Source organism: Streptomyces sp. NBC_01476, assembly GCF_036227265.1.
In the GTDB taxonomy this organism is placed as follows: domain Bacteria; phylum Actinomycetota; class Actinomycetes; order Streptomycetales; family Streptomycetaceae; genus Actinacidiphila.
This window is the reverse complement of sequence record NZ_CP109446.1, coordinates 7,120,830-7,146,898: the sequence shown is the minus strand read 5'-3', so window position 1 is coordinate 7,146,898 and position 26,069 is coordinate 7,120,830. Positions and strand designations below refer to the sequence as shown.

24 protein-coding genes are annotated in these 26,069 nt (G+C 71.5%); 8 read left to right on the top strand and 16 right to left on the bottom strand.

The genetic code is table 11. The features are described 5' to 3' along the window. Positions 1 to 123: 123 nt before the first annotated feature. Positions 124 to 1,959, bottom strand: coding sequence for an adenylyl cyclase (locus OG552_RS31005; RefSeq protein WP_329138546.1), 1,836 nt, complete (start codon positions 1,957 to 1,959; stop codon positions 124 to 126). A gap of 652 nt (positions 1,960 to 2,611) precedes the next feature. Between OG552_RS31005 and OG552_RS31000 the strand changes: the two genes are divergently transcribed. Beyond that, the gene (locus OG552_RS31000) at positions 2,612 to 3,097 is read left to right on the top strand and encodes an alpha/beta fold hydrolase (protein WP_329138544.1); all 486 of its coding nucleotides are present in this window, start codon (positions 2,612 to 2,614) and stop codon (positions 3,095 to 3,097) included. A gap of 165 nt (positions 3,098 to 3,262) precedes the next feature. Here OG552_RS31000 and OG552_RS30995 read toward each other — a convergent pair whose 3' ends face one another. Both OG552_RS30995 and OG552_RS30990 read right to left on the bottom strand, forming a co-directional pair. Next, positions 3,263 to 3,814, bottom strand: coding sequence for a GNAT family N-acetyltransferase (locus tag OG552_RS30995; protein WP_329138542.1), 552 nt, complete (start codon positions 3,812 to 3,814; stop codon positions 3,263 to 3,265). A 422-nt stretch (positions 3,815 to 4,236) separates the two neighbouring features. Beyond that, positions 4,237 to 5,112, bottom strand: a complete 876-nt coding sequence (locus tag OG552_RS30990) for a helix-turn-helix transcriptional regulator (protein WP_329138540.1) — start codon at positions 5,110 to 5,112, stop codon at positions 4,237 to 4,239. A 130-nt stretch (positions 5,113 to 5,242) separates the two neighbouring features. On the opposite strand from OG552_RS30990, the gene OG552_RS30985 reads away from it, so the two are divergent. Continuing rightward, positions 5,243 to 6,181, top strand: a complete 939-nt coding sequence (locus OG552_RS30985; RefSeq protein WP_329138538.1) for an oxidoreductase — start codon at positions 5,243 to 5,245, stop codon at positions 6,179 to 6,181. A 75-nt stretch (positions 6,182 to 6,256) separates the two neighbouring features. Here OG552_RS30985 and OG552_RS30980 read toward each other — a convergent pair whose 3' ends face one another. Further along, positions 6,257 to 7,114, bottom strand: a complete 858-nt coding sequence (locus OG552_RS30980; protein WP_329138536.1) for a helix-turn-helix domain-containing protein — start codon at positions 7,112 to 7,114, stop codon at positions 6,257 to 6,259. Positions 7,115 to 7,334: 220 nt separating this feature from the next. Here OG552_RS30980 and OG552_RS30975 point away from each other — a divergent pair, with 220 nt between their 5' ends. Beyond that, positions 7,335 to 8,096: an SDR family oxidoreductase gene (locus OG552_RS30975; protein WP_329138534.1), complete on the top strand. Its 762-nt coding sequence runs from the start codon at positions 7,335 to 7,337 to the stop codon at positions 8,094 to 8,096. A 68-nt stretch (positions 8,097 to 8,164) separates the two neighbouring features. Next, a complete protein-coding gene (locus OG552_RS30970) occupies positions 8,165 to 9,127 on the top strand; it encodes an acyltransferase domain-containing protein (protein WP_329138532.1) in 963 nt (320 codons plus the stop codon). A gap of 18 nt (positions 9,128 to 9,145) precedes the next feature. Here OG552_RS30970 and OG552_RS30965 read toward each other — a convergent pair whose 3' ends face one another. Next, positions 9,146 to 9,514: a VOC family protein gene (locus OG552_RS30965; protein WP_329138530.1), complete on the bottom strand. Its 369-nt coding sequence runs from the start codon at positions 9,512 to 9,514 to the stop codon at positions 9,146 to 9,148. Positions 9,515 to 9,577: 63 nt separating this feature from the next. Between OG552_RS30965 and OG552_RS30960 the strand changes: the two genes are divergently transcribed. Beyond that, positions 9,578 to 10,036 carry a MarR family winged helix-turn-helix transcriptional regulator gene (locus tag OG552_RS30960; protein WP_329138528.1) on the top strand — a complete coding sequence of 153 codons (459 nt, stop codon included), beginning with the start codon at positions 9,578 to 9,580 and terminating at the stop codon, positions 10,034 to 10,036. Positions 10,037 to 10,384: 348 nt separating this feature from the next. Here OG552_RS30960 and OG552_RS30955 read toward each other — a convergent pair whose 3' ends face one another. The 5 genes from OG552_RS30955 to OG552_RS30935 are packed head-to-tail and all read right to left on the bottom strand — an operon-like array spanning position 10,385 to position 15,644. Beyond that, positions 10,385 to 11,824 carry an aldehyde dehydrogenase family protein gene (locus tag OG552_RS30955; RefSeq protein WP_329138526.1) on the bottom strand — a complete coding sequence of 480 codons (1,440 nt, stop codon included), beginning with the start codon at positions 11,822 to 11,824 and terminating at the stop codon, positions 10,385 to 10,387. 11 nt (positions 11,825 to 11,835) lie between these two features. Continuing rightward, the gene (locus OG552_RS30950) at positions 11,836 to 13,005 is read right to left on the bottom strand and encodes an NAD(P)-dependent alcohol dehydrogenase (protein WP_329138524.1); all 1,170 of its coding nucleotides are present in this window, start codon (positions 13,003 to 13,005) and stop codon (positions 11,836 to 11,838) included. Continuing rightward, positions 13,002 to 13,907: a dioxygenase family protein gene (locus OG552_RS30945; protein ID WP_329138522.1), complete on the bottom strand. Its 906-nt coding sequence runs from the start codon at positions 13,905 to 13,907 to the stop codon at positions 13,002 to 13,004. The genes OG552_RS30950 and OG552_RS30945 overlap by 4 nt, the downstream gene beginning before the upstream one ends. Further along, positions 13,904 to 14,995: a maleylacetate reductase gene (locus OG552_RS30940; RefSeq protein ID WP_329138520.1), complete on the bottom strand. Its 1,092-nt coding sequence runs from the start codon at positions 14,993 to 14,995 to the stop codon at positions 13,904 to 13,906. The genes OG552_RS30945 and OG552_RS30940 overlap by 4 nt, the downstream gene beginning before the upstream one ends. A gap of 16 nt (positions 14,996 to 15,011) precedes the next feature. Further along, entirely contained in the window at positions 15,012 to 15,644 is a 633-nt protein-coding gene (locus OG552_RS30935; RefSeq protein WP_329138518.1) for a nuclear transport factor 2 family protein, read from the bottom strand. A 159-nt stretch (positions 15,645 to 15,803) separates the two neighbouring features. Between OG552_RS30935 and OG552_RS30930 the strand changes: the two genes are divergently transcribed. After that, positions 15,804 to 16,613, top strand: a complete 810-nt coding sequence (locus tag OG552_RS30930) for an IclR family transcriptional regulator (protein ID WP_329138516.1) — start codon at positions 15,804 to 15,806, stop codon at positions 16,611 to 16,613. A gap of 42 nt (positions 16,614 to 16,655) precedes the next feature. Here OG552_RS30930 and OG552_RS30925 read toward each other — a convergent pair whose 3' ends face one another. From OG552_RS30925 to OG552_RS30905, 5 genes are read right to left on the bottom strand one after another with little or no spacing between them, the layout of a single operon-like run. Then, positions 16,656 to 17,675, bottom strand: a complete 1,020-nt coding sequence (locus OG552_RS30925; protein ID WP_329138514.1) for an alcohol dehydrogenase catalytic domain-containing protein — start codon at positions 17,673 to 17,675, stop codon at positions 16,656 to 16,658. Further along, positions 17,672 to 19,108, bottom strand: a complete 1,437-nt coding sequence (locus tag OG552_RS30920) for an amidohydrolase family protein (protein WP_329138512.1) — start codon at positions 19,106 to 19,108, stop codon at positions 17,672 to 17,674. Before OG552_RS30920 ends, OG552_RS30925 begins: the two co-directional genes overlap by 4 nt. Further along, complete coding sequence (locus tag OG552_RS30915; RefSeq protein ID WP_329138511.1) at positions 19,108 to 20,121, bottom strand: ABC transporter permease; 1,014 nt, start codon at positions 20,119 to 20,121, stop codon at positions 19,108 to 19,110. The genes OG552_RS30920 and OG552_RS30915 overlap by 1 nt, the downstream gene beginning before the upstream one ends. Further along, on the bottom strand, positions 20,118 to 22,670 hold the full coding sequence (locus tag OG552_RS30910; protein WP_329138508.1) for an ATP-binding cassette domain-containing protein: 2,553 nt from the start codon (positions 22,668 to 22,670) through the stop codon (positions 20,118 to 20,120). Before OG552_RS30910 ends, OG552_RS30915 begins: the two co-directional genes overlap by 4 nt. Next, positions 22,667 to 23,845, bottom strand: coding sequence for a substrate-binding domain-containing protein (locus OG552_RS30905; RefSeq protein WP_329138506.1), 1,179 nt, complete (start codon positions 23,843 to 23,845; stop codon positions 22,667 to 22,669). Before OG552_RS30905 ends, OG552_RS30910 begins: the two co-directional genes overlap by 4 nt. A 364-nt stretch (positions 23,846 to 24,209) precedes the next feature. Here OG552_RS30905 and OG552_RS30900 point away from each other — a divergent pair, with 364 nt between their 5' ends. Continuing rightward, positions 24,210 to 24,596: a nuclear transport factor 2 family protein gene (locus OG552_RS30900; RefSeq protein ID WP_329138504.1), complete on the top strand. Its 387-nt coding sequence runs from the start codon at positions 24,210 to 24,212 to the stop codon at positions 24,594 to 24,596. A 330-nt stretch (positions 24,597 to 24,926) separates the two neighbouring features. Here OG552_RS30900 and OG552_RS30895 read toward each other — a convergent pair whose 3' ends face one another. Further along, positions 24,927 to 25,517, bottom strand: coding sequence for an NADPH-dependent FMN reductase (locus OG552_RS30895; RefSeq protein WP_329138501.1), 591 nt, complete (start codon positions 25,515 to 25,517; stop codon positions 24,927 to 24,929). A 134-nt stretch (positions 25,518 to 25,651) separates the two neighbouring features. On the opposite strand from OG552_RS30895, the gene OG552_RS30890 reads away from it, so the two are divergent. Next, the gene (locus tag OG552_RS30890; protein WP_329138499.1) at positions 25,652 to 26,050 is read left to right on the top strand and encodes a winged helix-turn-helix transcriptional regulator; all 399 of its coding nucleotides are present in this window, start codon (positions 25,652 to 25,654) and stop codon (positions 26,048 to 26,050) included. Positions 26,051 to 26,069: the final 19 nt, after the last annotated feature.

Here is a 26,069-nt window from a genome sequence, read left to right as displayed (position 1 = left end):
GAACCGTCTCGGGCGGGAGAGCCCCAGGAGCGGCCGGCGGTCAGCCGACCGGGGCGGGGCCCGGCGCCGCGGGCGACCCCTTCGAGGGGCCTCCCGCGGCGATCGGTGGCGCGAGGAGGAGCGTCAGACGACGCTCTTGCCGTTGCTGTACGCCTTCATGTTGTACGTCCCGAAGCCGTTCTGGACCGGGTCGCCCGCGTTGTTGATGCAGTGCAGGATGCCGCCGCCGCCCGCGCCGTTGAGGCAGACGGTCATCAGGTCGGTGAAGACGACACCGGGGGTGTCGGGGACCTCGTAGGCGCGCTCGGTGTAGATGTCCGCGGTGAGGTTGAAGAAGCAGTAACTGCCAAGACCCCAGGCGTGGTGCTCCCTGACCCGGTCGGCGACCTTGTAGGCCGCGTAGCCCTTGGTGGAGCCGTGCACCCAGGCGCTCTGGGTGGGCACGTCGTACGGGTGCTCGTTCTGGAAGAAGTACGTGCGGCCGTGGTCGCCGTTCCACAGCACTTCGTACTTCTGGTAGTGCTCCACGAACAGTCCGTACGTGGTGACGTGGTCGCCGTTCACCACGATGCCGGTGTCGGCGGGGTTGACCGCCCAGCCGACCGTGTCGTCCAGGCCGTGGTCGGCGCGCCACAGCCACAGGTGGTCGCAGAAGACGTCGTTGCTGTCGATCTGCACGCTGATGCCCGCGCCGCCGGCGATGGCGCCGCCGATCCGGGCGAAGACGTCGAAGAGCGCGGTGGGGTCGGCGTCGTGGCGGCGCCTGCTGCGGCCCGAACCGACCCGCAGCAGCACCGGAGTATGCGCCGAGGCCGCCTCGACGAGTACGCCGGCGACGGTGACGCCGCTGACGTCGGCGACCTCGATCAGCGTGTTGCCGTGCGTCGAGCGCAGCGTCGTGTAGCCCAGGCCCAGCACGACGGTGCCGGGGCGGCTGACCCGGATCGTCGAGGACAGGTTGTAGATGCCGGGCGTGAACAGCAGGTGCTGGCCGCGGTCCAGCGCGCGGTTGATCTCGGCGGCGGAGTCGCCGGGCCTGGCCACGAAGAAGCGCGACAGCGCGATGGTGTGGCCCGCGGCCCGCCCGTGCTCCCAGGTGGTGCCGGTGGAGTTACGGCGCAGCGCGGGTACGAAGACCTGGTAGGCGCCGTGCCGGTCCACGGTGAGGAACGGCTTCTCGCGGACGACCGGGGTGCGGTCGACGGTCGTGTACGGCGGCGTCGGGAAGGACTGGGCGGGGGCGCCCTTGACGCCGACGAAGACCATGTTCCAGTTGGAGCCGGTCCAGCTGCCGAAGGTGTCGTTGCGGGACAGCCACTGCTGCTGTGAGCCGGATTCGACGTAGCCGTCGACCACGCTGTCGGCCAGGAAGCCGCCGCTGGACCACTGGTTGCCGGGCGGGCTCGGCCACAGCGTGATGTTGCCCTTGATGTGGACCCGGCGCATCGGGCCTGCCTGGGCGACGGCCCAGCGGTTGAGGCCGTCCGGCGGCACGATGGTCAGGTTCTCCGCGGCGCGCCAGAAGTCCTGCGTGCCGTTGCCGTCGAGCCACTGGGCGTCGACCGTGACATGACCGTTGATCACCACGTCGCCGGGGGCGGCGCCCAGGCCGAGGACGTGGGTGTAGAAGCCGACGTTGATGTCGACGTTGTAGGTGCCCGGGCGGAACGCCAGGGCGAAGCGCTCGCTGCCGAACTGGTTGGACTCCTGGACGGCGAACACGGCGTCGACCTTGGCCTGGATCGCGGCGTCGCCCATGGAGGGGTCGAAGACCAGGACGTTCGGGCCGAGATCCGCGGCGCCATGGTGGCCGTAATCGTTTCCGTGCCCGTGCGACGACGAGGCGGACGCGGACGACGACGCGAAGGCAGAGCCGGCGGAGATGCCGCCGGCCAGCGGCACCGCAGCGGCGACGGCAGCGCCGCGCAGCACGGTACGGCGAGTGGGAATGACAGACACAGCTCTCCCTGACGTGGTGGACGAGACGGCCGCGGCTGGTCCCTCAGCCGCTAGAGAGCGCTCTCAGGCAGGCAGTGAATCACCGCGGGTATGCAGCGTCAATAAGCGTGCAGGGATGGGAGTTCCGGGAGCCGGTGGACGGGGGCGCGATCGGTGGGGGCGGCCCGGCCGGCGGGCGGGCGGGCGGCCCGGCCGACGGGCACGGGGGCGCCGGTCCGGGCGGCGGGCGCGGGGGCGGTCCGGCGGGCGGGCACGGCAGCGGTCCGGCGGGAGGGCACGGCAGCGGTCCGGCCGGCGTGATCGCCGGCGCCGGTCCGGGCGGCGGGAACGGTGGCGGCGGCAGTCCGGCCGGCCGGGCGGCCGGAACTGAGTACGATCCGCGGGTGGTCCAGTACCCGGTTCGTAGCCCGTGGCGACTCGTCGTCCTCAGCATCTGCGCCGTCGTGGCCGCCGCGACGCTCGGCCGGTATGCCACCGAGTCCGTGCGCCCGCACTGCGGCGTCGTCGTCCTCAGCGGCAGGTACACCGCTCTTGGCGCGCTCAACTCGCCGGACGGCAACCGGAATCGGGCGGACAGTGAGCTTACGGACCGTGCCTATCGGCAGGCAGTCGCCTCAGGGCGGTGCGATCCCCCGCATGCCCGCTGGCACGCATGGCTCAGCTGACCCTCCGGAAGGGCCGTCCTGTGCCCGGTCCAAGGCGGTCAGGCTTCACTGGCGAACGGTCGAGGTCCGCTCCCCCCAAGCCACGTGTCGGGGCCGGGGCGATCGAGCGGTGGGCGGCGCAGCGCTACGTGCCCGGCGCCGCGTCGGTGCCGGCCGTGGTGCGGTCGGCGGTCGAGGGGTGCTCCAGGGTGGCGAGGAAGTCGTGGAAGGCCCGGTCTGTGCGGGTGGTGTCGCCCGTGGCGTCGAGGTCCATGAGGAGGCCACAGATGACGGCGAGGACGAGCGTCGCCAACTCCGGGCGGCCGATGCTGGTGCTCTCGACGTACCTCGTCTGCGCCCAGGACCGCGCCAGCCCGGCGCGGCTGCAGCGGGAGTTCGCCCGCCGGGCCGGCAGTGTCGTCGAACTCGACGCCGGCCACCACCCGTTCCTGTCCCGGCCCGGCGCGGTCCGTGACCTGCTGCTGGACCTGTGACGGCAGCCGCAGGCGGGACGCGCCGCCACGTCGGGCCGGGCCGATCGGCGATCGGACGACCAGGTGTCGTCCTGACCGCCCGTACCGACACCGCCGAGGGAGCGGTACGGCCATCCGCCGACGACCGATCGGTGGTCTCCGGGATCCGCGCTGTGGAGCAGGAGCTCAACCGGACGGCGTGGCCGAGGACCGCACGCCGAACCACTGCTCGGCGTCGTACGCCTCGAACCGCTCCAGCTCGGTGAACCCGAGCTTCGCCGCGAGCCGCATCGAGCGGGCGTTGGCGGTCTGGGTGTAGAGCACCACCGGCTCACCGGGCAGCGCGCCGGCGAACCAGTCGAGCGCCGCCGCGCATGCCTCGGTGGCGTACCCGTATCCCCACGCCTCCGGCAGGAACAGGTAACCGAGTTCGGTCTCCCCGGCCTCCCGGCGGTGGTTGCTGCCTGGCTGCTCAGGGGCGTGCGGGTCGAGCTGGACCGTGCCGATCATCTCGCCGTCGAGCTCGACCACGAAGAAGCCGGGGCGGGCCCCGGGCACCTCGGGCACCGTACGTTCGAGTTCAGCACGCGGTCGCGGACCACCGAGGTAAGTGCCCACCTCCGGCGAGGCGTTCAGCTCGATGACCACCGCACGGTCCCGTGCCTCGGCTTCCCGGAGCAGGAGCCGCTCGGTCCTGATCGGGGCAGGTGGCCAGGCGAGGGGTCGTACGTCGGTCATGCCGGGCAACCTATCGCACGCCCACCGCGCAGGACCCGCGGACGGCGCGTTCGAACTGCTCGCCGGCGGGGGCGCGTTCAGCGCCGGCCGGCTCATCCTGGAGCCCGGAGCCGGCGGGGGCCCGCACCACCACCGCAAGCTCTCCCACGAGCTCTTCCGCCTCGGCGGCACTCCGACCTCAGGGGGGAAAGGGCAGGCTGGTCGTCACACCGTCCGGCCTGGCGCATGCCTTCGGGGCGGCGGAGGGTGAGGTGGCTGGCCGACGTGGTCGTCGTCCTCAGCCCGGGTGTCGAACGATTCGGCTGCTTCGAGCAGTTGGCCGCCATCGGCCGCGGCGAGGCGGAATGCGCGACGCTTCTCCCCGAGCAGGACCGCTACGACGTACACGTCGTGGACCTCCCCGACCGGCGGTCCACAGCTTCTCAGAGGGTGTGCCCGCCGGTGCGCGCCGAGCGGGTCGCGTGCAAGGACGCCAGGAGCTGCAGCCGGTCCGCGTCGGCGCTGCCCGGCTCGGCGGTGAAGACCAGCATCACCGGGCCGGGGTTGCCGGGCAGCGGATAGGTGTCCCAGTCCAGCGTGATGTCCCCGGCCTCGGGGGCCCGGAAGGTCTTTGTGCCGCTCACCGACGCCCGCACGTCGTGCCGGGCCCACAGCCGCCGGAACTCGGCGCTGCGGATGCTCAGCTCACCGACGATCGCGGTGGCGCGCGGGTGCGTGGGGTCGGTGGCGACCGCGGCCCGCATCATGCCGATGTAGCCCAGGGCCTGCCGCTCCCAGTCCGGACAGCTCCGCTCACCGGTCAGCGTGTCGTCGAACATCAGCAGGAGCATGTTGAGCCGGTCGGGCGAGTAGGTCCCCGGGCCGCCGAGCAGCGCTTCCGCCATCGGGTTCCAGGCGAGCAGGTCGAGGTGGCGGCCGAGCACGACCGCCGGGGTGTCCAGCACCCGCAGCAGCCGCCGTGTGCTCTCCGGCACCCTTTCCGGACCGTCATCCACCCGGGCGGGCACGGGCCGGCGGGCGGCGCGGGCCAGGGTGAACAGGTGCCGGCGTTCCTCGTCGTCGAGGCAGAGCGCACCGGCGAGCGCGTCCAGGACGTCGTCGGACGGGTGGACCTCCCGGCCCTGCTCCATCCGCTGGTAGTAGTCGGTGCTCAGCCCGGCCAGCAGGGCCAGTTCCTCGCGCCGCAGCCCGGTGACCTTGCGCCGGCCGCCCGGCTCCAGGCCGACGTCGTGCGGACGCAGCCTGCCACGCCGGGCGCGCAGGAAGTCTCCGAGCTCACGGGCGTACGGATGGGGCATGCCGTAAGTGTGCCGCGCCGCTCGGCACCCACGGTAGGTCCCGCAGACCTAGGGAACCGAGAACGACCGAACCGGCTCGCACTGCCTCTAGCGTCGTCGTCCACCGCGCCGACACCCCCAGGAGCAGCAGATGACCGGATGGACCGCCGACCGCATCCCCGACCAGCACGGCCGGATCGCCGTGGTGACCGGCGCGAACTCGGGCCTCGGCCTGGTCACCGCGACGGAGCTGGCCCGCCACGGCGCCCATGTCGTGCTCGCCGTCCGCGACACCGCTGCCGGCGAGGAGGCCGCCCGCAGTATCCGCGGCGCCGTCGAGGAGGCCGCCCACCGTATCGGGGGCGTCGTCGAGGTGCGCGAGCTGGACCTGGCCTCGCTCGATTCGGTACGCGCGTTCGCCGCGCGGCTCGCCGCCGAGCACCCGGCGATCGACCTGCTGGTCAACAACGCCGGGCTGGTGCTGCTCGGCCCGCGCCGCACCTCCGCCGACGGCTTCGAGCTGCATCTCGGCACCAATATGCTGGGCCACTTCGCGCTGACCGGCCTGCTGCTCGGCAATCTGGCCGCGGCTCCGGAATCCCGGGTGGTCGGTCTCAGCTCGATCACCCACAAGAACGCGCACCTCGACTTCGACGACCTGATGTTCGAGCGTGACTACCGGGCCGCTCCCGCCTATGGCCGGTCCAAGCTCGCCACCACGGTCTTCGGCGTCGAACTGGACCGCCGCCTGCGCGCCGCCGGATCGCCGGTCGTCAGCGTGCTGGCCCACCCCGGTCTCACCCGCACCAACCTGACGCCGCGTGCCTGGGAGCACCGGGGCCGGCTCGGACGGTTGATCGCGTCGCTCGGCCTGCTGGTGACCCAGTCGGTGCGGCAGGGCGCGCTGCCGCAGTTGCGCGCCGCGACCGAGCCCGGTGTACGGGGTGGCCAGTTCTTCGGGCCGTCCGGGCTGTGGGAGACGCGCGGTCAGGTCACCGAGGCCCGGCTCAGCCGGGAGGCGGCCGACCCTGCGGTCGGCAAGCGGCTCTGGGCGGCGGCCGAGGAACTGACCGGCGTCAGCTACCTCTGACGGCTGCCCTGACGGCTCCCTCCGACGGCTCTCTCTGCCGGCTCCTTCCGACGGTTACGTCCGACGCCGTCGGACCTATCGGTCACCGGCCGAGCTGCGGCGGTCCGTCCGGGTGGGTGCCGCCTGGGCCATGGAGGCGAGGAGGCGTAGTTTCTCGTCGCTCTCGCTGCCCTGATCGGCGTAGTAGAGGACCAGGAGCACGTCGTCCACCGGGAGCTTGTCCCGGTGCAGGCGCAGCTCGCCGACGACGGGATGGTTCACGGTGGTGGTGCCGCCTTCGAGGCCGCGCACATCGTGGCGCGCCCAGAGGGTCCGGAACCGCTCGCTCGACAGGGCGAGCTCACCCACGAGCTCCACGAACCGCGCGTTGTCGACGTCGTCACCGATGGACTGTCGGAAAGCGGCGATGAATCCCTCCGTGGAGCGCGCCCAGTCCTGCTGGAAGACCTGCTCCTCAGGGTCGAGGAGCAGTGAGCGGAGACGGTTGTACCCGGGCTGGAGGCGCGGCGAGAGCGCGACCGCGAGCGGGTTCGACGCGAGTACGTCGAACGCGCGCCCTTCCACGAACGCGGGAACCTGCACGCTCGCCAGGAGCTGATGCAACCGTGCGGGCACGCGTTCGGGCTTCCGGCGTCGCGGTCGCCTCGGGCGTGAGGCGGTCAGGCCGAGAAGATATTCCTGTTCGAGCTCGTCGAGGTGCAGGACCCGCGCGAGCGATTCGAGGACCTGCGGTGAGGGGTTCTTGTCACGACCGCGCTCCAGCCGCAGGTAGTAGTCGGCGCTGATGCCCGCGAGCATGGCGACTTCTTCGCGGCGAAGCCCGGGAACGCGGCGATTCGTACCCGCCGGAAGCCCCGCCTGCTCCGGAGAGACCAGTGCCCGCCGGGCACGGAGGTAACCGCCGAGCTGGTTGGCGCGGTCGTCGTCGCTCATGTTCCGCATCGTAGTTCAGGGTCCCCCCGGCAAAGGGGGCCCTGACAGGACCACGGAAGACGGGGGTACTGCCTGCCGCCCGGGAACAGATCGACACTGAAGGTGTGTCGCCCCGGCGAAGCCGGACACACCGCGCGGCGAAGCCCCGGCCGGTCAACCGCACCGTCATCGCATGCGCCCGCCAGTTTGCCGCTGGCGGCGCCCTGAGCAGGAGCAGTCAATGGACATCACCAACCGCACCGTCTTCATCGCCGGCGCCACCTCGGGAATCGGTCTCGAACTCGCCCGGCGCTTCGCCGCGGCCGGCAGCGCCGTGATCGTCGGCGGACGCCGAACCGACCTGCTGGACCGGCTCGCGGCTGAGGGGTTCGCCACCGTTCCGATCGACGTGACCGACCAGGAGAGCGTCGGCCGTGCCCGGGACACGATCCTGCGCGGCCACCCGGGCCTTGACACGATCGTGACGATGTCGGGGGTCGGGATCCCCGAGGATCTGCGCGATCCCGCGCACTTCAGCGCCGCGCAGGAGACGGTCGACACCAACCTCCTGGGCACCATCCGGGTCATCGACGCCTTCACCCCGCACCTGATCGAGCGCGGCGCCGGCACCGTCGTCACGGTCACCTCGGGCATCGGGTTCCTGCCGTTCCCGCTCATGCCGACCTACGCCGCGTCGAAGGCCGCCGTGCACGCGTACTCCGAGGCGTTGCGCGCGCAGCTGGAGGGCACCGGTGTCGAGGTGTCCGAACTCGTCCCGCCGGCCGTCGCCACCACGCCGGAACAGGCACGGCTCAACCCGCGCGCGCTCAAACTGGACGAGTTCGTCACCGAGGCGATGGACCTGCTCCAGGCCGACCCCACTCCGCGCGAAATCCTCGTCAAGGGCGTACTGATGCACCGGTGGGCCGAACGCGACGGCACCTACGACGAGTTGGTCGCCCAGCGGTCGCAGGCACTCGCGATGCTCCCGAGCCGTCAGTAGCACGGCGTCCGCGGGGTGGGGGGCGGACGCCGGGAGCGGCGGCCTCACCGGCCGGTAGATTGGCCCGCGTGGATCTGGACGACATCGCCGCCCGGCTCGGCGTACCGGTCGAGGACGTCAACCGCGTGCACCGGCTCGCCGGCGACAGCCCGTCGGCTCCGCTGCCCGCCAAGGCCGACGCGCCCGCGATCCTCGCCCGGCTCGCGGTGCCGCCGGACGACGTCGCCGAGATCATGGCGGGCTGGCCGGACCCCGGCTCGGCGTTGTGGACTCCGGAACTGCGCTGGTTGCTCGACCGTTCGATCGCCCTGGTCCGCGCCGATCTCGGGGGCCACGGCTGGCTGTCCCCCGGTCCGGAGCTGCCGCGCGAGCGGGGCCCCGCCTGGCGCCACCTCTACGTGTACGGCTACCTGGCCCTGGTCGGTGTCGTCATCGACTACCACCGCGACCACGGCATCGCCGACGCCGTATCTTGGGCGACTCTCGCGGACCTGGGCCGCAACCTCGCGGTCGACCGGCGCATGCACGGCCAGGGCCGGCCGGTCATGCAGAGCTGGCTGACGCTGCATACCCGAGGCAGTGTCTACGAGTTGGGCCGGCTGCAGTACCAGCGCGGCGACAGCACCATCGACCTGCACGTCCCCGAGGCGGGACCTATCACCCCGCAGTTGGTCGCGGCGTCGCTCGAGGAGGCCCGCGCCTTCTTCCCGCGCCACTTTCCGGACGAGCGCTACACGGCGTTCTCCTGCGGCTCGTGGCTGCTCGACCCGCAACTGCTGGAGTACCTGCCCGAGAACTCCAACATCGCCCGGTTCCAGCGGAGGTTCGCACTGGACCCCTACGAGGAGCCGGAAGGACTGGACGCCGATGTCGAGGTCCTGCGCTTCGTCTTCCGCACCCTCACCACACCACTCGACCAACTGCCGCGCCGCACCGTCCTCCAGCGCGCGGTCGTCGACCACCTGAAGGCGGACCGCCACTGGCACTGGCGCCGCGGCCGCTTCCCCCTTCAGCGGACCGCTGACCGCTGACGGCTGACGTTCGGTTTGTCAGGTGCGGTCGTGGAGGGTGACCTGGTAGCCGTCGGGGTCGGCGAAGGTGAATGTCCGGCCGAAGGGGCCGTCGATCGGTGCGGAGACGATGGTGTGACCGTCGGCGACGAGGGCGTCGTGGATGGCCTGGACGTCGGTGGCGTGGAGCCAGATCGCGGCGCCGATGCCGGGTTGGGCAGCGGATGCGAGATCGGTGCCGGGAACGACGTCGCGCAGTGCGAACGCGATCGGCTTCGTCTCGAAGACGACGGCGTGCGGAGGTCCGGCCTGCGAGCGGACGAGGCCGAGGTACTGCTCGTAGAACGCCTGCGAAGCGTCGAGGTCGCGCGCCTGGAGCGAGATGAAGTCGGGGCCGGTGACGGGCATGATGATGCTCCTTCTCTCCGTGTCAGATTCCTGACACAGACCACTGTATGTCAGACTTCTGACATGAGTCAAAAAGGTGCCGGCGTCGACCTGGACAAATCACTGGGCTACCTGCTGAAAGAGGCTTCGAGCGCCTTGCGCGCAGCCATGGAGGAGGTGCTGCGGCCACTCGGGATGAGCGTGACGCACTACTCCTGCCTCGAACTGCTGGCCCAGCGGCCGGGCCTGTCGAACTCCGAGCTCGCGCGTGGCGCGTTCGTGACACGGCAGTCGATGAACGTGCTGCTCCAGGCCCTGGAACGGGACGGCTACGTGACCAGGCCCGCGGAGGCGCCCGTCGGGAAGGTCCTTCCCGCGCGGCTCACGCCCCGCGGCCGGCAGAGCCTGGAGAAGGCGACCGTGGCGGTCCGGTCCGTCGAGGTCAGAATGCTGGCCGGCCTGAACGAGACCGAGCAGTCACACGCGTTCCGGATCCTGCAGAGCATGATCCGTTCCCTGCGCGACGGCAACGACGCTGCCTAGCTCGTTCCCCGGCGCCCGTCCCACCGCGCCCGGCCAGGAGCGCAGCCGAACCCGGCCCGGCGGCCGGCCGGCCGGTGGAGCTCGCGCGACGAGCGGCGGGTCACAGGCATGAGCCCCGGTCTTCGCTGTCACCGATGATGTCGAAGAATCGTCCGGCGCGGGACGCGGCCACTGTGCGGTCAGAGAGCACGAGCCTTGTCGGTCGCCCACCACCGCACTCCGGCCTGACGACCCGACGTCTCGCACCCGGCCCACCCGGCGCCCCGGACGAGCGCATGCGCGGGCCTGGAACGCGGCCCCGGCCGGGGCCCGGGTGATGACCCGCCCGCGGGCCGGGCCGTTCTCCCGTCAGTGACCGGAGCCGAAGGCGATGTGCTTGTACTCCAGGAACTCCTCCAGGGCGGCGACGCCGTTGAGGCGGCCGGTACCGCTCTGCTTGTAGCCGCCCTCCTCGAACTCGTCGTGGACCAGCGCCCAGTTGTTGACCCAGACGGTGCCGGACTCAAGCCGTTTGGCGACCCGCAGCGAACGGTCGACATCGCGTGTCCATATGCTCGCCGACAACCCGTACTCGCTGTCGTTGGCCAGTTCGACCGCTTCGTCCTCGTTCTCGAACACCTGCAGCGTCAGCACCGGACCGAAGGTCTCCTGCTGGATGACGGCCGCGGACTGATCGGTGACCTCCAGCAGCACCGGCCGGTAGAACGCGCCGCCGGCCAGCTCCGTGTCGTCCGGGCTGCCGCCGCGCACGAGGACCTTCGCCCCGTCGGCGATGGCCTTCTCGACCACCGCGTCCACCCGCGCCACGTTCGCCTTGTCGATCAACGGACCCATCTCGCTCCTCGGATCGGACGCGGGCCCGACACGGACACCGGCAAGGCGCGATGTCATGGCCGTGCGCACCTCGTCGGCGATCGAGCGGTGGACCAGCAGCCGTGAGCCGGCCATGCAGAACTGGCCGGCGAAGGTCGTGATCGCCTTGCTGAGTACGGGGGTCGCCGCGTCCAGGTCGGCGTCCTCGAAGAGGATCATCGGGGTCTTGCCGCCGAGTTCCAGGCCGAACCGCTTCAGGTGCGCGGCACCGGCAGCCGAGATGGCGCGTCCGGTCGCGGTACTGCCGGTGAAGCTGATGACCGGCACGTGGGGCGATTCGACCAGGACCGCGCCGCCGACGCGGTCGGTGTTGACCGCGTTGATCACGCCGTCCGGCAGCCCGTCCGAGGCCGCCATCACCTCGAAGAAGAGCGAGTTGACCATCGCGGTCTCGTCCGGGAACTTCAGCACCGCGGTGGTCCCGGCGGCCAGCGCCGGGCCGAGGGACCGTACGGCCAGGATGACCGGTGAGTTGAAGGGGACGATGATCCCGGCGACCCCGACCGGCTCGCGCAGGACCAGCGACGTACGGCCGTGCCCCATGTCGGCCGCGCGGCCCTGCGAGGTGAGCGCCATCGCCGCCCACCAGCGGAGTTTGGAGGGCACCATGCTGATCTCGAACGTCGCCTCCGGGACGATCTTGCCGTTGTTCAGGGCGAGGAGTTCGATCAGCTCGTCGCTGCGCCGCTCGACCTGGTCGGCCATCGCGTTGAGGACCCGGGCGCGCAGCCTCGCGTCGTGTCTCCAGTCCGACTCGGCGAACGCGCGCAGCGCCGCGTCGATCGCGGCCTGGGTGTGGCCGCGGTCGGCGAAGGCGAACGTGCCGATCTGCTCGCCGGTCGCCGGGTCGAAGCTGGGCCGCCGGTCGTCGGTGTCGACCCATTTCCCGCCGATGTAGTTGAGTGCGTGTGCCACGGTGTGCTCCTTCATCGCGCGGGTGCAGGGTCGCTTGCGGGGTCGCTTGCGGGGTCGCTTGCGGTGCCGATGCGCAGCACCGGCTTGACGGCAATGCCTTCGGACATGTCCTTGACCGCGATGTTGATGTCCGCGAAGTCGTAAGGGGTGACGATGCGCTCCAGCGGCAGCCGGCCGGCCCGGTGAAGTCCGATGAGGCGCGGGATGAACTCGTGGGGCACGGCGTCGCCCTGGATCACGCCGCGCAAACGGCGGCCGTTGAGCAGGGTGTTGGTGTCGAGCGTGACCCTGGTCCCCGCCGCTGCGGCGCCGACGACGGCGACCGTGCCGGTCATGTCGACGGCGCGCAGCGCGTCCGCCAGGACGGCGGGCAGCCCGGTGGTCTCGACGATGTGCCGCAGCCGGCCGCCGGTGCGGGCCGACAGCTCGCCGGCCAGGTCGATGCCGGCCGGATCGACGGCCTCGGTGGCGCCGAGTTCGAGGGCCAGTGCGCGCCGGGCCGGGTTGACGTCGACCGCGATGATCCGGGCGGCACCGACGGCGGCCGCGGCCATCACCGAGGAGAGCCCCACACCACCGGCCCCGAGTACGGCCACGCGGTCGCCGGCGGTCACGGCGAGCGTGTTCAGCACCGCGCCGGCACCGGTCTGCACCCCGCAGGCCAGCGGTGCCAGCAGTTCCAGCGGGAGGTCGGCCGGTACTCTGACCGCGCTGCGGGCGGGGACGACGGCGTGGGTGGCGAACGCGGACTGCTGGAAGATGTGCCCGTTCACGCGCTCGCCGCCGGCGCGGGTGAGGGCCGAGGTGCCGTCCAGCCGCTGCCCGCCGAACGACAGCTCGAACCCGTGCACGCAGTAAGGGAGTTCGGCGCGCAGGCAGTGCCGGCACGCGCCGCAGGACGGATAGGACACCACGACGTGGTCACCGGGGGCCAGTGCGGTCACGGCGGTTCCGACCGCCTCGATGACGCCGGCGCCCTCGTGCCCGGCCACCACCGGCAGCCGGATCGGGTACTCCTGGTCGCGGATGTGCAGATCGGTGCGGCAGACGCCGGCGGCGACGACGCGCAGCAGCACCTCGTCGGGGCGCGGCGGCGCGAGTTGGAGCTGCTCGATGACGAACGGCCCGCCGCGTTCGCTGATCACTGCCGCGCTGACCGGCAGTCCTCCGGTGCCGCTCACCGGGTCCGCGCCAGCACGAGGTCGAAACTCGCCTCGTGCCAGGGGCCGTCGAGGACGCGTCCGTCGGGGGCCGTGCCGGGCGGGTGCTCCACGAAGTCGACGACCAGGCTCGGTTTGACCGCGAACACCGCGTCGTCGGTCAGGTGCGGGCTGCCGGCGACGAAGATGTGCGTGATGAGTGTCCGGCAGCCGGGTGCCTTCACCATGAAGTGGATGTGCGCCGGCCGCATCGGCGAGCGGTTGGCGGCGTCCAGCAGTTGCCCGACCGGCCCGTCGTACGGGATCGGGTAGGGCGCCGGCAGCACCGACCAGAACCGGTAGGCGCCGCCGTCCCCGGAGAAGAGATGGCCGCGGGCCTGCATCCGGTCCCCGCCGTACTGAACGTCGTAGAAGCCCTCGTCGTCGGCTTCCCAGAGCTCGACGCGGGCCCCGCTGATCGGCGCGCCGGTGTCGTCGAGCACACGGCCGGAGACGTAGCAGGGGCGGCCGGAGACGCCTTCCGCGATGTCGCCGCCGAGTTCGATGCGCGGGCTGCCCTCGACGAAGAAGGGCCCGAAGACCGTGGACTCGGTCGCGGCTTGCGAGGACGCGGCATTGATGCCCACGGTCTGCATCGACAGGCCCAGTACGTCCGAGAGCAGGATGAACTCCTGCCGCTTGTCCGTGCACGTCTGCCCGGTGGCGGTGAGGAACGCGATGGCCGCCTCCCACTCCGGCTGGGTGAGCCGGACATCGCGCGCGAACGCGTGCAGGTGCCGCACCAGGCTCGACATCAGCTCGGTGAAGCGTTCGGTCCTGGCGTGGGCGAAGCTGGCGACGACCTCGTCGGTGACGGCCTGCTCCAGCGCTGCCCGGCGCGCCGGGCCGGCGGTCCGCTCCGCGCCGGACTCGGGCCCGGTCACCGGGCACCCACCTCGCCGTGGAACGCCGCGGTCAGCAGCGCGGCGATGTCGTCCGCCCCGACGGGGCGGGGGTTGTCGACCGGCAGCCTGGCGGTGACGAGTTCGATGGCCCGGGGCAGGTCGGCGCGGGCCAGTCCGATCTCGGCGAGCGACCGCGGGGCGTGGCAGCGCCGGTACAGATCCCGCAGGCCGGTGACCGGGTCGTCGGCGCCGAGCGCTGGCGCGAGCCTGGCCATGGCGGCAGGGACCGCGGGGGCGTTGAACGCGAGGACGTGCGGCAGCACCACGGCGTGCGTCTGGGCGTGGGGCAGGTCGAATCCGCCGCCGAGCGCGTGGCAGATCCTGTGGTGCAGGCCGGATCCGGCCGATGCGAAGGCGGCGCCTGCCAGGTAGGCGCCGTACAGCAGTGCGTCGGCCGCCGGGCGCCCGGCCGCCGCCGCGGACAGCCCGGCCGCCAGTGACCGGGCACCGTCCAGCGCCATCGACTCCACCAGTGGTGCCGCGGACGTCCACAGCGACTCCAGGCAGTGCGCCATGGCGTTCAGCGCCGAGGCCACCGCCAGGGCGGCGGGCAGCGTCTCGACGAGTTCCGGGTCGTACACGACGACACGCGGCAGCACGGCCAGGTCGCGTCCGGTGTTCTTGACCGTGCCGGTGGTCATGCCCCAGACCGGTGTCATCTCGGAGCCGGCATAGGTGGTCGGCACCGCGACGACGGGCAGGTGCTGGGTCAGCGCGACGATTTTCGCCGTGCCGGTGGTCGAGCCGCCGCCCACGCTGAGCAGGGCGTCGGCCTTCACCCGCCGCGCGGCCTCACGGGCGTGCTCGGCGACCTCCCGCGGTACGTGCGGCCGCACCTGGTCGTAGTGGACGACGACCCGTCCGGCGAACGGGACGACGAGTTCGGCTGCCAGTTCCCTCTGGCCAGGGCCGACGATCAGCATCACCCGCTCGACGCCCAGCCTCTCGATCTCCGCTGCCAGTCGCTCCCGCGCCGCGCGCCGCGCGAAGACCACGCGTCCGGGCAGTGCGTCGTAGGCGAAATCACGCACGGTCGACTCCACGCTCGGCGAACTCACCTTCGTCACCTCCTGCTCCTCCTCGCTACTGCGGCCGGCCCGGTGACGCGGCGCCCGCCAGCCAGGCGGCTCCTTCGGCGTAGAGCCGTTGGACGGCCTCACCGGTCAGCCCGGGCAGCCCGTCCTTGACCTCGAAGCCGGCCTCACGCTGCAGGTAGGCGAGATGACGGTAGCCCTCGGGGTAGCGGGCGAGCCGCGCGGCGTCCAGTTCGACGCGGGCGGCCGGGTCCACCGGGTCGAGCCGGTCCTTCTCGTAGATCGGCTGGCGCCGCACCAGCTTCCACTGGCCGGCGTCGCGCGCGAAGAAGTCGTAGAAGCGCCCGGTGCAGACGGCGTCGACGAGTACGCCGTGCACGGTGTCGCGCTGGCTGATCGTCATCTTGGTCTGTCCGATCGCCCGGTCGCCGGCCACGTCGACGGACGTCCCGCCGAGGAAGTGCAGGATGCGGGTGCCCGCCTCGAAGCCCGTCTGGGTCACCGCGATGAAGTCGGCGGCGCTGCCCTGGAACCAAGTCGCGGCCATGTAGCCGTCCGGGTGCCACACCGTCGCGAACCGGTCCCAGTCCCCCGCGTCGCGCCACACCGCCCAATTCTCGATCACGGCGCGGACGGCGGCGGCGTCATCGGTGAGAACCGTGCCGGGCTGAGTGGACACCATGTTTTCCTCTTTCAACGTCAGGGATGGACCCCGCCGACGGCGGGGCCGGGTCCTACCGGGAGCCTATGCACACGCTCGCTCAGGCAAAAGGCTTCTCTGCCACTGAGTGGCAAACTGTGATTGGCGCTGATGCCGTTGACGGCTATGACCATGCGGCGGATGGAGATACGGTTGCCGGTGAGCGGCAAACCTGATGGTTCGACGGGACGGGAGGCCCCGATGGCGGGCAACAGCAATACGCCTGGCGCGACCGTGGTCCAGCGGGTGCTGCAGGTGCTGGACTGCTTCGATCCCACGCACACCGAACTCACCTTGAGCGAGATCGCCACCGCGTCGGGGCTGCCCATCTCCACCGCGCGCAGGATCATCGCCCAGCTCGCGGAGTGGGGCGCCCTGGAGCGCCTGGTCGACAACCGGTACCGCGTCGGTATGCGGTTGTGGAACATCGGCATTCTCGCGCCGCAGCAGCGCAACATCCGCGAGGCGGCGCTGCCTTCGCTCTACGACCTGTACACGGCCACCAATGAGACGGTGCAGCTCGTGGTGCCGCAGGGCCTGCAGGCGCTGTGCATCGACAAGGTGTTCGGCCCCAAGTCGGCGCCGACGGCGACCGAGGTCGGCGGGAAGCTGCCGTTGTACGCGACGGCCGTCGGCAAGTGCATCCTGGCGCACTCCCAGCAGCAGTTGCTGCAGGACGTCGTCGCGGCCGGTCTGGAACGGCGCACCCCGTACACCGTCACCCAGCCCGCCCGGCTCGTCGCCGAGCTGAAGCAGGCACGCCGGGACGGCGTCGCCTATTCGCGGGAGGAGATGACCCTCGGAGCGGTGTCGGTGGCGGCGCCGATCCTGGGCATGGGCGGCATCCTGCGCGGAGCGGTCGGCATCGTGGCGCGCTCCACGACCCGCGTGGGCAGCCTCGCGCCGGCGGTGAAGACGGCCGCGCTGACGATCGCCCGGCTCAGCGGCTGACGTCCCCTGCGGGTGGTCGCGGACAACCGTCATCGCGTGCCCCTAACTCCCGCTCGGGTGGACAACCAGGCGCCCGACGCTTTCGCCCGCGGCCAGTTCCTCGAAGAAGCGGGGGACGTCGTCCATACCGCCGGCCTTGGCGATCAGCGGGCGGACCTCGCCGCGCTCCACGGCCGCGACCGCCTCTGCGGCATCCGCACGGGCACCCCCTCGTGAGCCCAGTACGGTGAGTTCGGCCAGGGCCAGCTTCATCGAGTCGGCGGCCACGTCGGAGCCGGGCTTGTAGCCGCAGCACACCACCGCCCCGCCGGGCCGTACCACCCGCACCGCGGTGGTGAAGCCGGCCGGCGCGCCCGATGCCTCCAGCGCCGCGTCGACGCCGCCGGCGGACCAGTCGAGGATCTCCTCCGCGCTGTCCGGACCGACGGCCAGTTCCGCGCCGAGTTCCAGCGCCGACGCGCGCCGGGCCTGGCTGAGGTCGACCACCGCGACGTGGGCGCCGAGCGCGACCGCGATCTGTACCGCGTGCAGCCCCAGCCCGCCCGCCCCGACGACGGCCAGCCGTTCGCCCGGCTTGAGGCCGGCCCGCACCCGCACCGCCCGCCACGGCGTCAGCACCGCGTCCATCGTCACGGCCGCGGCGTCGAAGCCCAGGTCCGGCCCGAAGCGTACGACGTCGACGGGGCGCGCGGTGACGTACTCGGCCAGTCCCCCGTCCCGTTCGAAGCCGATCCGCCGCGCGGTCGGGCACAGGTTGGTCTGCCCGCGCAGGCACCAGGCGCACTGGTTGCACGGCTGGAAGGTGTAGAGCGCCACCCGCTCGCCCCCGGCCCAGCCCGCCGGGCCGCTGACGACCTCACCGGACACCTCGTGGCCCTGGATCAGCGGCGTCCGCAGTCCGGGTATGGCACCGCTGTTCACCTTGAGGTCCGAGCCGCACAGGCCGACCGAGCGCACCTTGATCAGCAGCTCGTCCGGCGCCGCGGTGGGCACCGGCACCTCCCGCGGTTCGGGCGGTTGTCCGAAGACCGCCGTCACCGCCGCACGCATCGTGCCGCTCATGCCTGACTCCGTTCTGTCGCGCCATCGTTGTCCCCGCTCGGTGCGCGCACCGTGCCCGGCAGCCAGTCGCCGCCGAGCTGGGCGTCGGGGATCCGGTCACCCGCCTGGGCACTGCGCAGGAGGTGGTCACGGGTCTCCTCGGCGAGCTTCCCCACACGCTCCGCGTCCACCGTCGTCAGCACGCCGCCGCGCTTCACGACCCGGCCCGCCACCAGCACGGTGTCCACCAGACCGGCGTGGGCCGAGTACACGACCGCACCGGCCGGGTGGTTCAGCGGCCGCATCCCGAGGGCGTCGGTACGGATGAGGATGATGTCGGCGTCCTTGCCCACGGTGATGCTGCCGACACGGTCACCAAGACCGACCGCGCGGGCGCCCTGGAGGGTCGCGAACTCGATGACGTCGCGGCAGCCGAGCTTGAGCGACTGCTGCTCTCCCGGGTTGGGTTCGGCCGCGTTGTCCAGCGCCCGCTGGATGCTGATGGTGGTCTTCATCGCCCCGAACATGCTGCCGCCGTTGGAGGTGCAGACGTCGATCGACAGGCTCGGCCGGATGCCGACGGCGAGCAGCCGTCCGGTCGCCGGCCAGCCGTGCCCCATCTGGGTCTCGATGTCGGCCGAGACGCTCGCGCTGCCGCCGGTGTCGGCGATCATCCGGAGTTCGTCGTCGGCGAGGGTGTTGCAGTGGACGTACGTGACGTCCTCGGCGAGCAGTCCGTGCTCGTTCATCCAGGCGACCGGGCGGGTCTTGCCCCATTCGCCGTCGCCGACGTGGACGGTGACCGGCGCTCCGACCTCGCGGACCAGCTCCCAGTCCCGCAGGGTCACCTCGTGGCTGGCGAACTGCGGTCCGCGGGCGGCGAAGGCCAGGGTGACGAGTTGGCCGGCGCTGCTGAAGTACTGATCGCGGATCCGCAGGATGTCGCGGTCGTGGTCCACCGCGCTCGGCATCTGCCACCGCGACGCGCCGCACGCGTGCGCGAAGACCGCCCGGCCGCCCGTTTCGAACAGGGCGCTGATGGCGGCGTCGCTGTGCTCGGGGGTCTCGACGCTGTGCGACCAGTCCAGCAGCGTGGTGATCCCGGAGTCCAGTGCCTCGGCCGCGCCGAGCAGGTTGCCCGCGTAGGTGTCCTCCGGCCGGAAGTAGGTGCTGAAGCCGCGGTGCATGCCGGCGGAGTACTGACCGAGTGTCCAGTCCGAGCCGATGTTGCGCAGCGGCGCCTGCCAGGTGTGCCGGTGGGTGTCGACGAAGCCGGGCATGACGATCATGCCGTGGGCGTCGATCACTTCGGCGTCGAGCGGCCCCAGGTCGGGGGCGACCGCGGCGATCCGGCCGTCTTCGACGAGGATGTCGCCGACGGTGAGGTCGCCGAGTTCCGGGTCGACGGTGATGATCGTCCCGCCCTTGAGCAGGATCCGGTGGGAGTCAGGCACTAGCGGGGTGTCCCTTCCATGACGGGTGTCGGCGGCTCGACGCGCTGCGTCCGGGTCCGGTGCCACGCGAGGCGCAGCATCGGAGCGAGCATGGCGACGGCGATGATCGCGCCCTCGACGAGGTATTGGACCGACGGCGTCGTGCTCGTCCCGAGCACGACCTGTTCCAACTGCGTGAGGAACAGCGCCCCGGCCGCGGTGGAGAGAATGACGTTGCCCCGGCGTCCGACGGACATGCCGCCCAGCACGACCGCGGCCACCGTCGACAGCAGGTAGTCCGACCCTACGCTCAGGCCGGGGGTCTGGAGGAAGCCGGCGAGGAAGATGCCGGTGGTCGCGTAACAGACACTGGCGGCGACAAAGGTCCAGCTGAGGTAGCTGCGGACGCGGATTCCGGCGACGCGGGCGGCCGCCGGGCTCTGAGCGGTGAGCAGGAAGCGCCGGCCGAGGACCGTACGCCCGCTGACGAACGCGCCGATCACCACCAGGACGACGGCGACGATCGCGATGTGGGACACCCCGGCGACCGTGCCCAGCGAGAAGCGGCTGAGCCCGGGCGGAGCCTGTTCCGTCGCTACGCCATGGGTGAGGTAGAGGGCGGCACCGAGGTAGACCGAGTTCATCCCGAGGCTGGCCACCAGCGCCGTCAGCCGCAGCACCGTCACGGCCAGCGCCAGCACGATGCCGCCGGCCACGCACGCGAGACAGGCCAGCGCGATGGCGACGGGCAGGCGGGCGTCCTCGCCCCTGGCGTAGTGGGTGACGACCATCGCGGCGAGCGTCACGGCCCCCGGCACGGACAGGTCCAGGCCGCGCTGCTGCATGACCATGCTCTGGCCGGCCGAGGAGATCGCCAGCAGTGCGGCGAAGGGGATCATCGAACGCAGCGCTCCCGAGCTGAGGCTGCCGCCGGCGATCAGCGGACTGACGGCGAACATCAGCACGGTCACCGGCCAGATCGGGCTGATCCGGCCGGCGAGCCGGCCGAGTTCACGCGGTGTCGGGGCGCTCATGACCACTCCCCCGCGTCGGCGCCGGTGCCGCGGACCTTGGTGTACAGCCCGGCGCCCGCGACGATCATCAGTCCGGGCAGGATCTGCTGCCAGGCCGGCTGGACACCGAGGAACGGAATGGACGCCACGAACAGTTCCAGCAGGAGCGCGCCGAGAACGGTCCCCACCAGCGAGGCGCGGCCGCCGTAGATGCTCGCGCCGCCCAGGACCACCGCGCTGATGCTGAGCAGCAGGTAGTTCTGTCCGATGGTGGCGTCGCCGATGCCGACGACCGCGTACAGGAAGACGCCGGCGACGGCGGCCAGCACGCCGGAGGCCACGTACGCGCCGACCAGGGTGCCCCGCACGTTGATCCCGAGGCGGTGCGCCCGGACCGGATCGGAGCCGACCGCGCGGAGCTTCATGCCGCCGACCGTGCGGCGCAGCACCAGTTCGCCGAGCACCACGACCACGACGCACACGATCGTGACAAGCGGGACCGGGCCCTGCAGCCAGGACAGGTGGGCGCTGATCCGGCCGTCGACGTTGCCGGCCGGAGTCGACCGGATCAGGTACGCGACGCCCTGCCCGAGGATGAAGGTGATCAGTGTGGCCAGCACCGGGGCGAACCGCGCGTAGACGATCAGCCCGGCGTTCACCAGTCCGACGGCGGCTCCCAGCAGCAGGCACACCGCGACGCCGGCGCTGAAGGAACCCCAGGACTGGCCGGTGTGGGCGTAGTACGACAGCGCGGTCGCCGACACGGACATGACCGAGCCGACCGAGAGGTCGATCCCGCCCACGGTGATCGCGATCAGCTGCGCCAGCGCACCGATGATCAGCGGGTTCAGCAGCAGCAGGGACGCCGAGACGCTGCGGCTGGAGAGGAACAGCGCGTTGTGCTGGTAGACGTAACCGCTGAAGGCGACGCACAGCAGCGCCAGCAGCACGCCGGGAAGATAGTCGCCGCCGAGGAACCGGGCACGTGCGCCCCTGCCGCGGGCGCGGGTGGCGGCCGCGGTGCCCTCGACGGTCGCGCGCAGCGCGGTGCCGGTGATCGCCTCCTCGGTGACCTCGTCGCCGGTCAGCGTGCGCACCGCGCGCCCGCGGGAGAACACCACGACGCGGTCGCACAGCCCTTGCAGTTCCAGCGCGTCGGACGACATCACGACGACCGTCTTGCCCTGGGCGACCAGTTCGCGCATCGTGCGGTAGATCTCCAGCCGGGCGCCGACGTCCACGCCACGTGTCGGCTCGGCGGCCAGCAGCACGTCGCCGCCCATGCTCAGGGCCCGGCCGAGCAGGATCTTCTGCTGGTTGCCGCCCGACAAGGTGGCCGCGGCCTGCTCGGTGGAGGACGCCTTCGCGCCGACCGCGCGGAGCTGCTCGGCGGCGTACGCGCGTTCCGACCCGCCGCGCAGCACACCGAGCCGGGACATGCTCGGCAGCACCAGCGGTGTGAGGTTCTCCCGCAACGACAGCGACAGGAACAGCCCGTCGGCGTGCCGGTCGGCCGGCAGGTGCGCGATGCCGGAGCGGGCGGCGCGCAGCGGCGAGGAGAGGTCAAGCGCCTTTCCCCGCAGGCGCACCGCGCCCCTGGCCGACTGGAGGCCGGCCAGCGCACGGACCACGTCCTGCTGGCCGTTGCCGTCGATCCCGGCCAGGCCGACGATCTCGCCACGGAAGGCGGTCAGGCTGATGTTCTCCGCCCGTCCGCTGGACAGGCCGTCGATCTCCAGGACCGGGCTGCCGGTGTCGATGTCGTCGGCCTTGGGCGGGAAGGCGCTGCCGATGTCGCGTCCGACCACGAGTTGCAGGATCTCGTGCTCGCTGATGTCCGCGGCCTCGAAGGTTCCGCGTGTCCGGCCGTCGCGCAGGACGGTCAGCCGGTCGGAGATCCGTTTGACGTCCGCGAGCCGGTGCGAGATGTACACCACGGCGGTGCCCTGCGCGGTGGCCGAGCGGATGTAGGCGAAGAGTGTCTCGGTCTCCTGCGCGGTCAGCGATTCGGTCGGCTCGTCCAGGACGAGCACGGTCGCCCGCGACGCGGCGGCCTTGCTGATCTCGACCAGCTGCCGTTCCGCCGGCGAGAGGCCGTCCACCCGGGTACGCGGATGGACGTCGCACGCGGTGGCACGCAGTTGCTCGCGGACCCACTCGCCCCTGCCCCGCAGCGAGGGGCGCCGCGCGGTGGACACCCCGATGAGCAGGTTCTCCTCGACGGTGAGATCGGCCGTCACGCTGGCGTGCTGGTAGACGATGGACAGGCCGAGGGCAAGGGCTTCGCGCGGGGAGCCGCCCTTGAGCGGTGTGCCGCCGACCGCGATCGTGCCCTCGTCCGCGCTCTCCGCGCCGCAGGCGATCGCCATCAGCGTCGACTTGCCGGCGCCGTTCTCGCCCACGATGGCGTGCACCTCGCCCGGCCGTACACGGAACGAGACGTTCTTCAGCGCGACCACACCGGGATAGCGCTTGACCACGCCGGACATCTCCAGCGCGAGCGGCGACGGCTCGGCCGCGTCTTCCGGGCGGCGGCCGGGCGCTGTCCGTGCGCCGTTGTCGGCGGTCACGACGCCTGCCCGTACGTGGCCAGGTCGGACGGGCTGAGACGGCTGTCGAGGAAGGTGTCCTGCGACGAGCCGGAGTCGCAGGCGGGCGCCTTGCCGGCCGTCGAGTCCTCCAGAAGGGGCAGCGCGTAGATCGACGGCTCACCGGAAGCGGTGCCCTCGGCAGCGGCGATCGCCTTGCGGGCGGCGACCCGTCCGAGCCAGTTCCGCGATGAGATGGTCGCCATCTCGAACTTGGGGTTGGCGGGCTTGAGTTGCCGGTAGGCGCAGCCGAGCTGGTTCACCTCGAGGCCGGTGAAGGGCACGAGCGGGCGTCCGGCGGCGGTGAACGCCCGCAGTGCGCCGGCGGTGCCCTGTCCGTCGTCGGTGATGACACCGTCGATGGTCGGGTACTTCGACAGCAGCGAGGCCATCGCCTTCTGCGCCTGGGCGGGATCCCAGTTGCCGACGGCCCAGTCCTTGCTCCCGGTGAGGAGCTTGATGCCCGGGTAGCCCGACAGCACCGAGTTGATGCCGTTCAGTTCCCTGGTGGAGACCGGGTTGCCGGCCGGCCCGGCGAGGTAGACGACATTGCCCTTGCCCTTCAGGGTCTTGGCCATCCACTGCGCCCAGAGCTTGCCGTTGTTCGTCGGGTCCCAGTCGACATAGGTGACGAAGTCGGTGCCCGGCGTGCCGCCCGCGTCCGCGGCCCATGGGACGACCTTGGTCCCGGCGCGTGTGGCCGCCTGGATGGCCGGCAACTCGGACTGGCCGAAGTCGGGAATGACGACCAGGGCGTCGACGCCCTTGGCGGTCATGGCGTTGATCTGGGAGAGCGAGGACTGCAGGTCGCCCTGGCCGATCGACACGTCCTGCTTGACGTTGGGGCACTTGGCCGCCTCCGAACGCACCGCGGCCATCGAGGACTGCGACCAGCCGTTGGTACCGAAACCGTCCTGGATGCCCAGGGTGATCGGCTTGGTGCCGCAGAACGCCGTGTCGGAGGTGACCCCGGAGCCGGCGATCACCGACCGCGCGGCCACGGTCGCCGGCTGCTGCGAGGACCCGGCGGCCGGATTCCCCGGTTCGGTCGCCCCGGGGCCGGCCGAACCGCAGGCACTGAGCAGCAGGGCGCCGCCGGCGACCGACAGCGCCGAGACACAGCGCCGGTGGCGGCTCCATGAGAGTGTGCCGAGCACGCTAACTCCGATCGTTGAAAGGATCCGATGGACTGTCGCCCACGGCAGGACGCCTGTGCGGCAAGAACGCCGCCGGCGCGTCGAGCGCGCATCCCCCTGCGCCATCGGCCGCAGTGTCCGGACGATGACGTCCGCCTTACGACTCGATGGCGATAGTTACGTTCTCGAAATCCGCTGTCAACGAGATGTTGCCGCTCAGTGAACGTCTGCGGGCCCTGGCGTGGAGAAGTACTCAAATCCCCGGAGCAGTGGTCTGCGGCAGTGCCGCTGAGCGGCAAGATCCGCTTGACTTGGACACACGCCGGTAACAGCCTGGGGAAACCCGGCGCGACGCCGGGGACACCATGGCCGGAAGGGACCACGCATGAGTGCGAGCGCCGACGAACAGATCATTCGCGCGCTGGAGGACGAGCGCTATCAGGCGATGCTGGACGGCGACCTTCCCGCGCTGGAGCGGCTGTGCGCCGGCGAACTCGTCTACACCCACTCCAACGCCGAGCGCGACACCAAGGAGTCGTACCTCGACAAGGTGAAGGAGGGCGTGTTCGTCTACCACTGGATCGAGCACCCGATCGAGCAGTTGACGGTCATCGGCGACTGCGCCGTCGTGGCCGGCCAGATGCGCGCGCACGTCACCAACCGCGGTGAGGAGAGGCAGCTCGACAATGCCTGTCTGGCGGTGTGGGCGCGCACGGACGCCGGCTGGCGGTTCGTCGCCTACCAGCCGACCGTCAATCCGAAGGCGGCGTAACCGTTCTCACGGCGCTCGGTGCGGCGGCCGGGACGTGTCGCCAAGCTGTCGCCCGGCCCGGGCGCGGGGCTTCCGCCCTCATCGCGGAGAGGTCGTCCGCCGGCCGCGCCAGCGTGCCCATCTCCCCGGGGGACCGGAGTCCGGGGCGCCCCCGCTTCGACCGGGGCGCAGGCGGCCCACCGTCCTTCGACCGCGGGGCCCCGCGAGCAGCGCGACGCCGGCGAGGGGTGCGGGGCCCGGCTCAGGCGATGGCGCGGTACCGCCTGCGGCAGACCGCGGCCGTCCACCCGGCGCCGGGCTCCGCCTCGCCGGCGTCTTCTTCCGGTCCGCCTAGGCGGTGGCGCGGGCTTCCCGCAGGATCGAGGACCACCAGACGAGGTCGTCGAACATGGCGTCGGCCGACGGCTTGATGGCCGCCTCGATCTCGCTGATCGGCGCGTTTCCACCGAAGGGGTGGACCTTGAACAGGTCACTGCCGCCGATGTGCACCCCGAACTTCGAGGGCACCATCTGAAGCTCGACCCCGATACCGCGCAGGTGCTCGACGGCGCGGGCGCCGCCGGTGCTCCCGTAACCGAACGCCGAGAACGGCTTGCGGACCCACTCGACGTAAGCCTGGTCGAGCGCGTTCTTCAGCGCTCCGGTGATGGAATGGTTGTACTCGGCGACGACGAAGATGTAGCCGTCGTAAGGACGGATCGCTTCCTGCCAGGCGAGGGCCTTCGGGTCGACCGTGGGCGCGTGCAGGTTGGACGACGCCTCGGCGAAGAACGGCAGATCGAAGTCGCGCAGGTCGATGCGGTCGAGGGTGAAGTCGTCACGCGTGGCAGCCTGCTCGATCAGCCAGTCGGCGGGCTTGTCCGCGAAGCGCTGCGGACGGGTCGAGCCGATGATGAGGGCCAGGCGGGGCGGAGTGCTCACTAGTCTTCCTTAAGTATCGGTAAGCCAGTAGGTTTACTGAGGTAAGCACTCTTTCCTGGCGGGCCGCCGTCTGGCAAGAGGGCACCCGGCAGCCACTAGGTCACCCGTACGTAACCACCCGATCGGAGAACGCGATGGTCGACAGCCGGAGCTGCGCGCGTAACCAGGAGGGCCCGGAGGCCTGCAGCACGATCTCCGACATGCTGGCCCGGATCGGCGACAAGTGGTCGCTGCTGATCGTCTCGACCCTGGGCGACGGGCCGCTGCGGTTCAACGAGCTGCGGCGGCGTATCGCCGATATCAGCCAGAAGATGCTCTCCTCGACGCTGAAGGTGCTGGAGCGCGACGGAATGGTCGAGCGGACCGTGCTCCCGAGCGTCCCGCCGCAGGTGGAGTACGCGCTCACCGACCTCGGCCGCGAACTCCTCCAGCCGGCGAGCGCGCTGGCCGCGTGGACCGCCGCGAACACGCCGCGGATCCTGGCCGCGCGCGCCCGGTACGACTCCCGGACCCAGCCCCCGGCCACCGGCTGAGCCGCCGGGCGGGAACGGC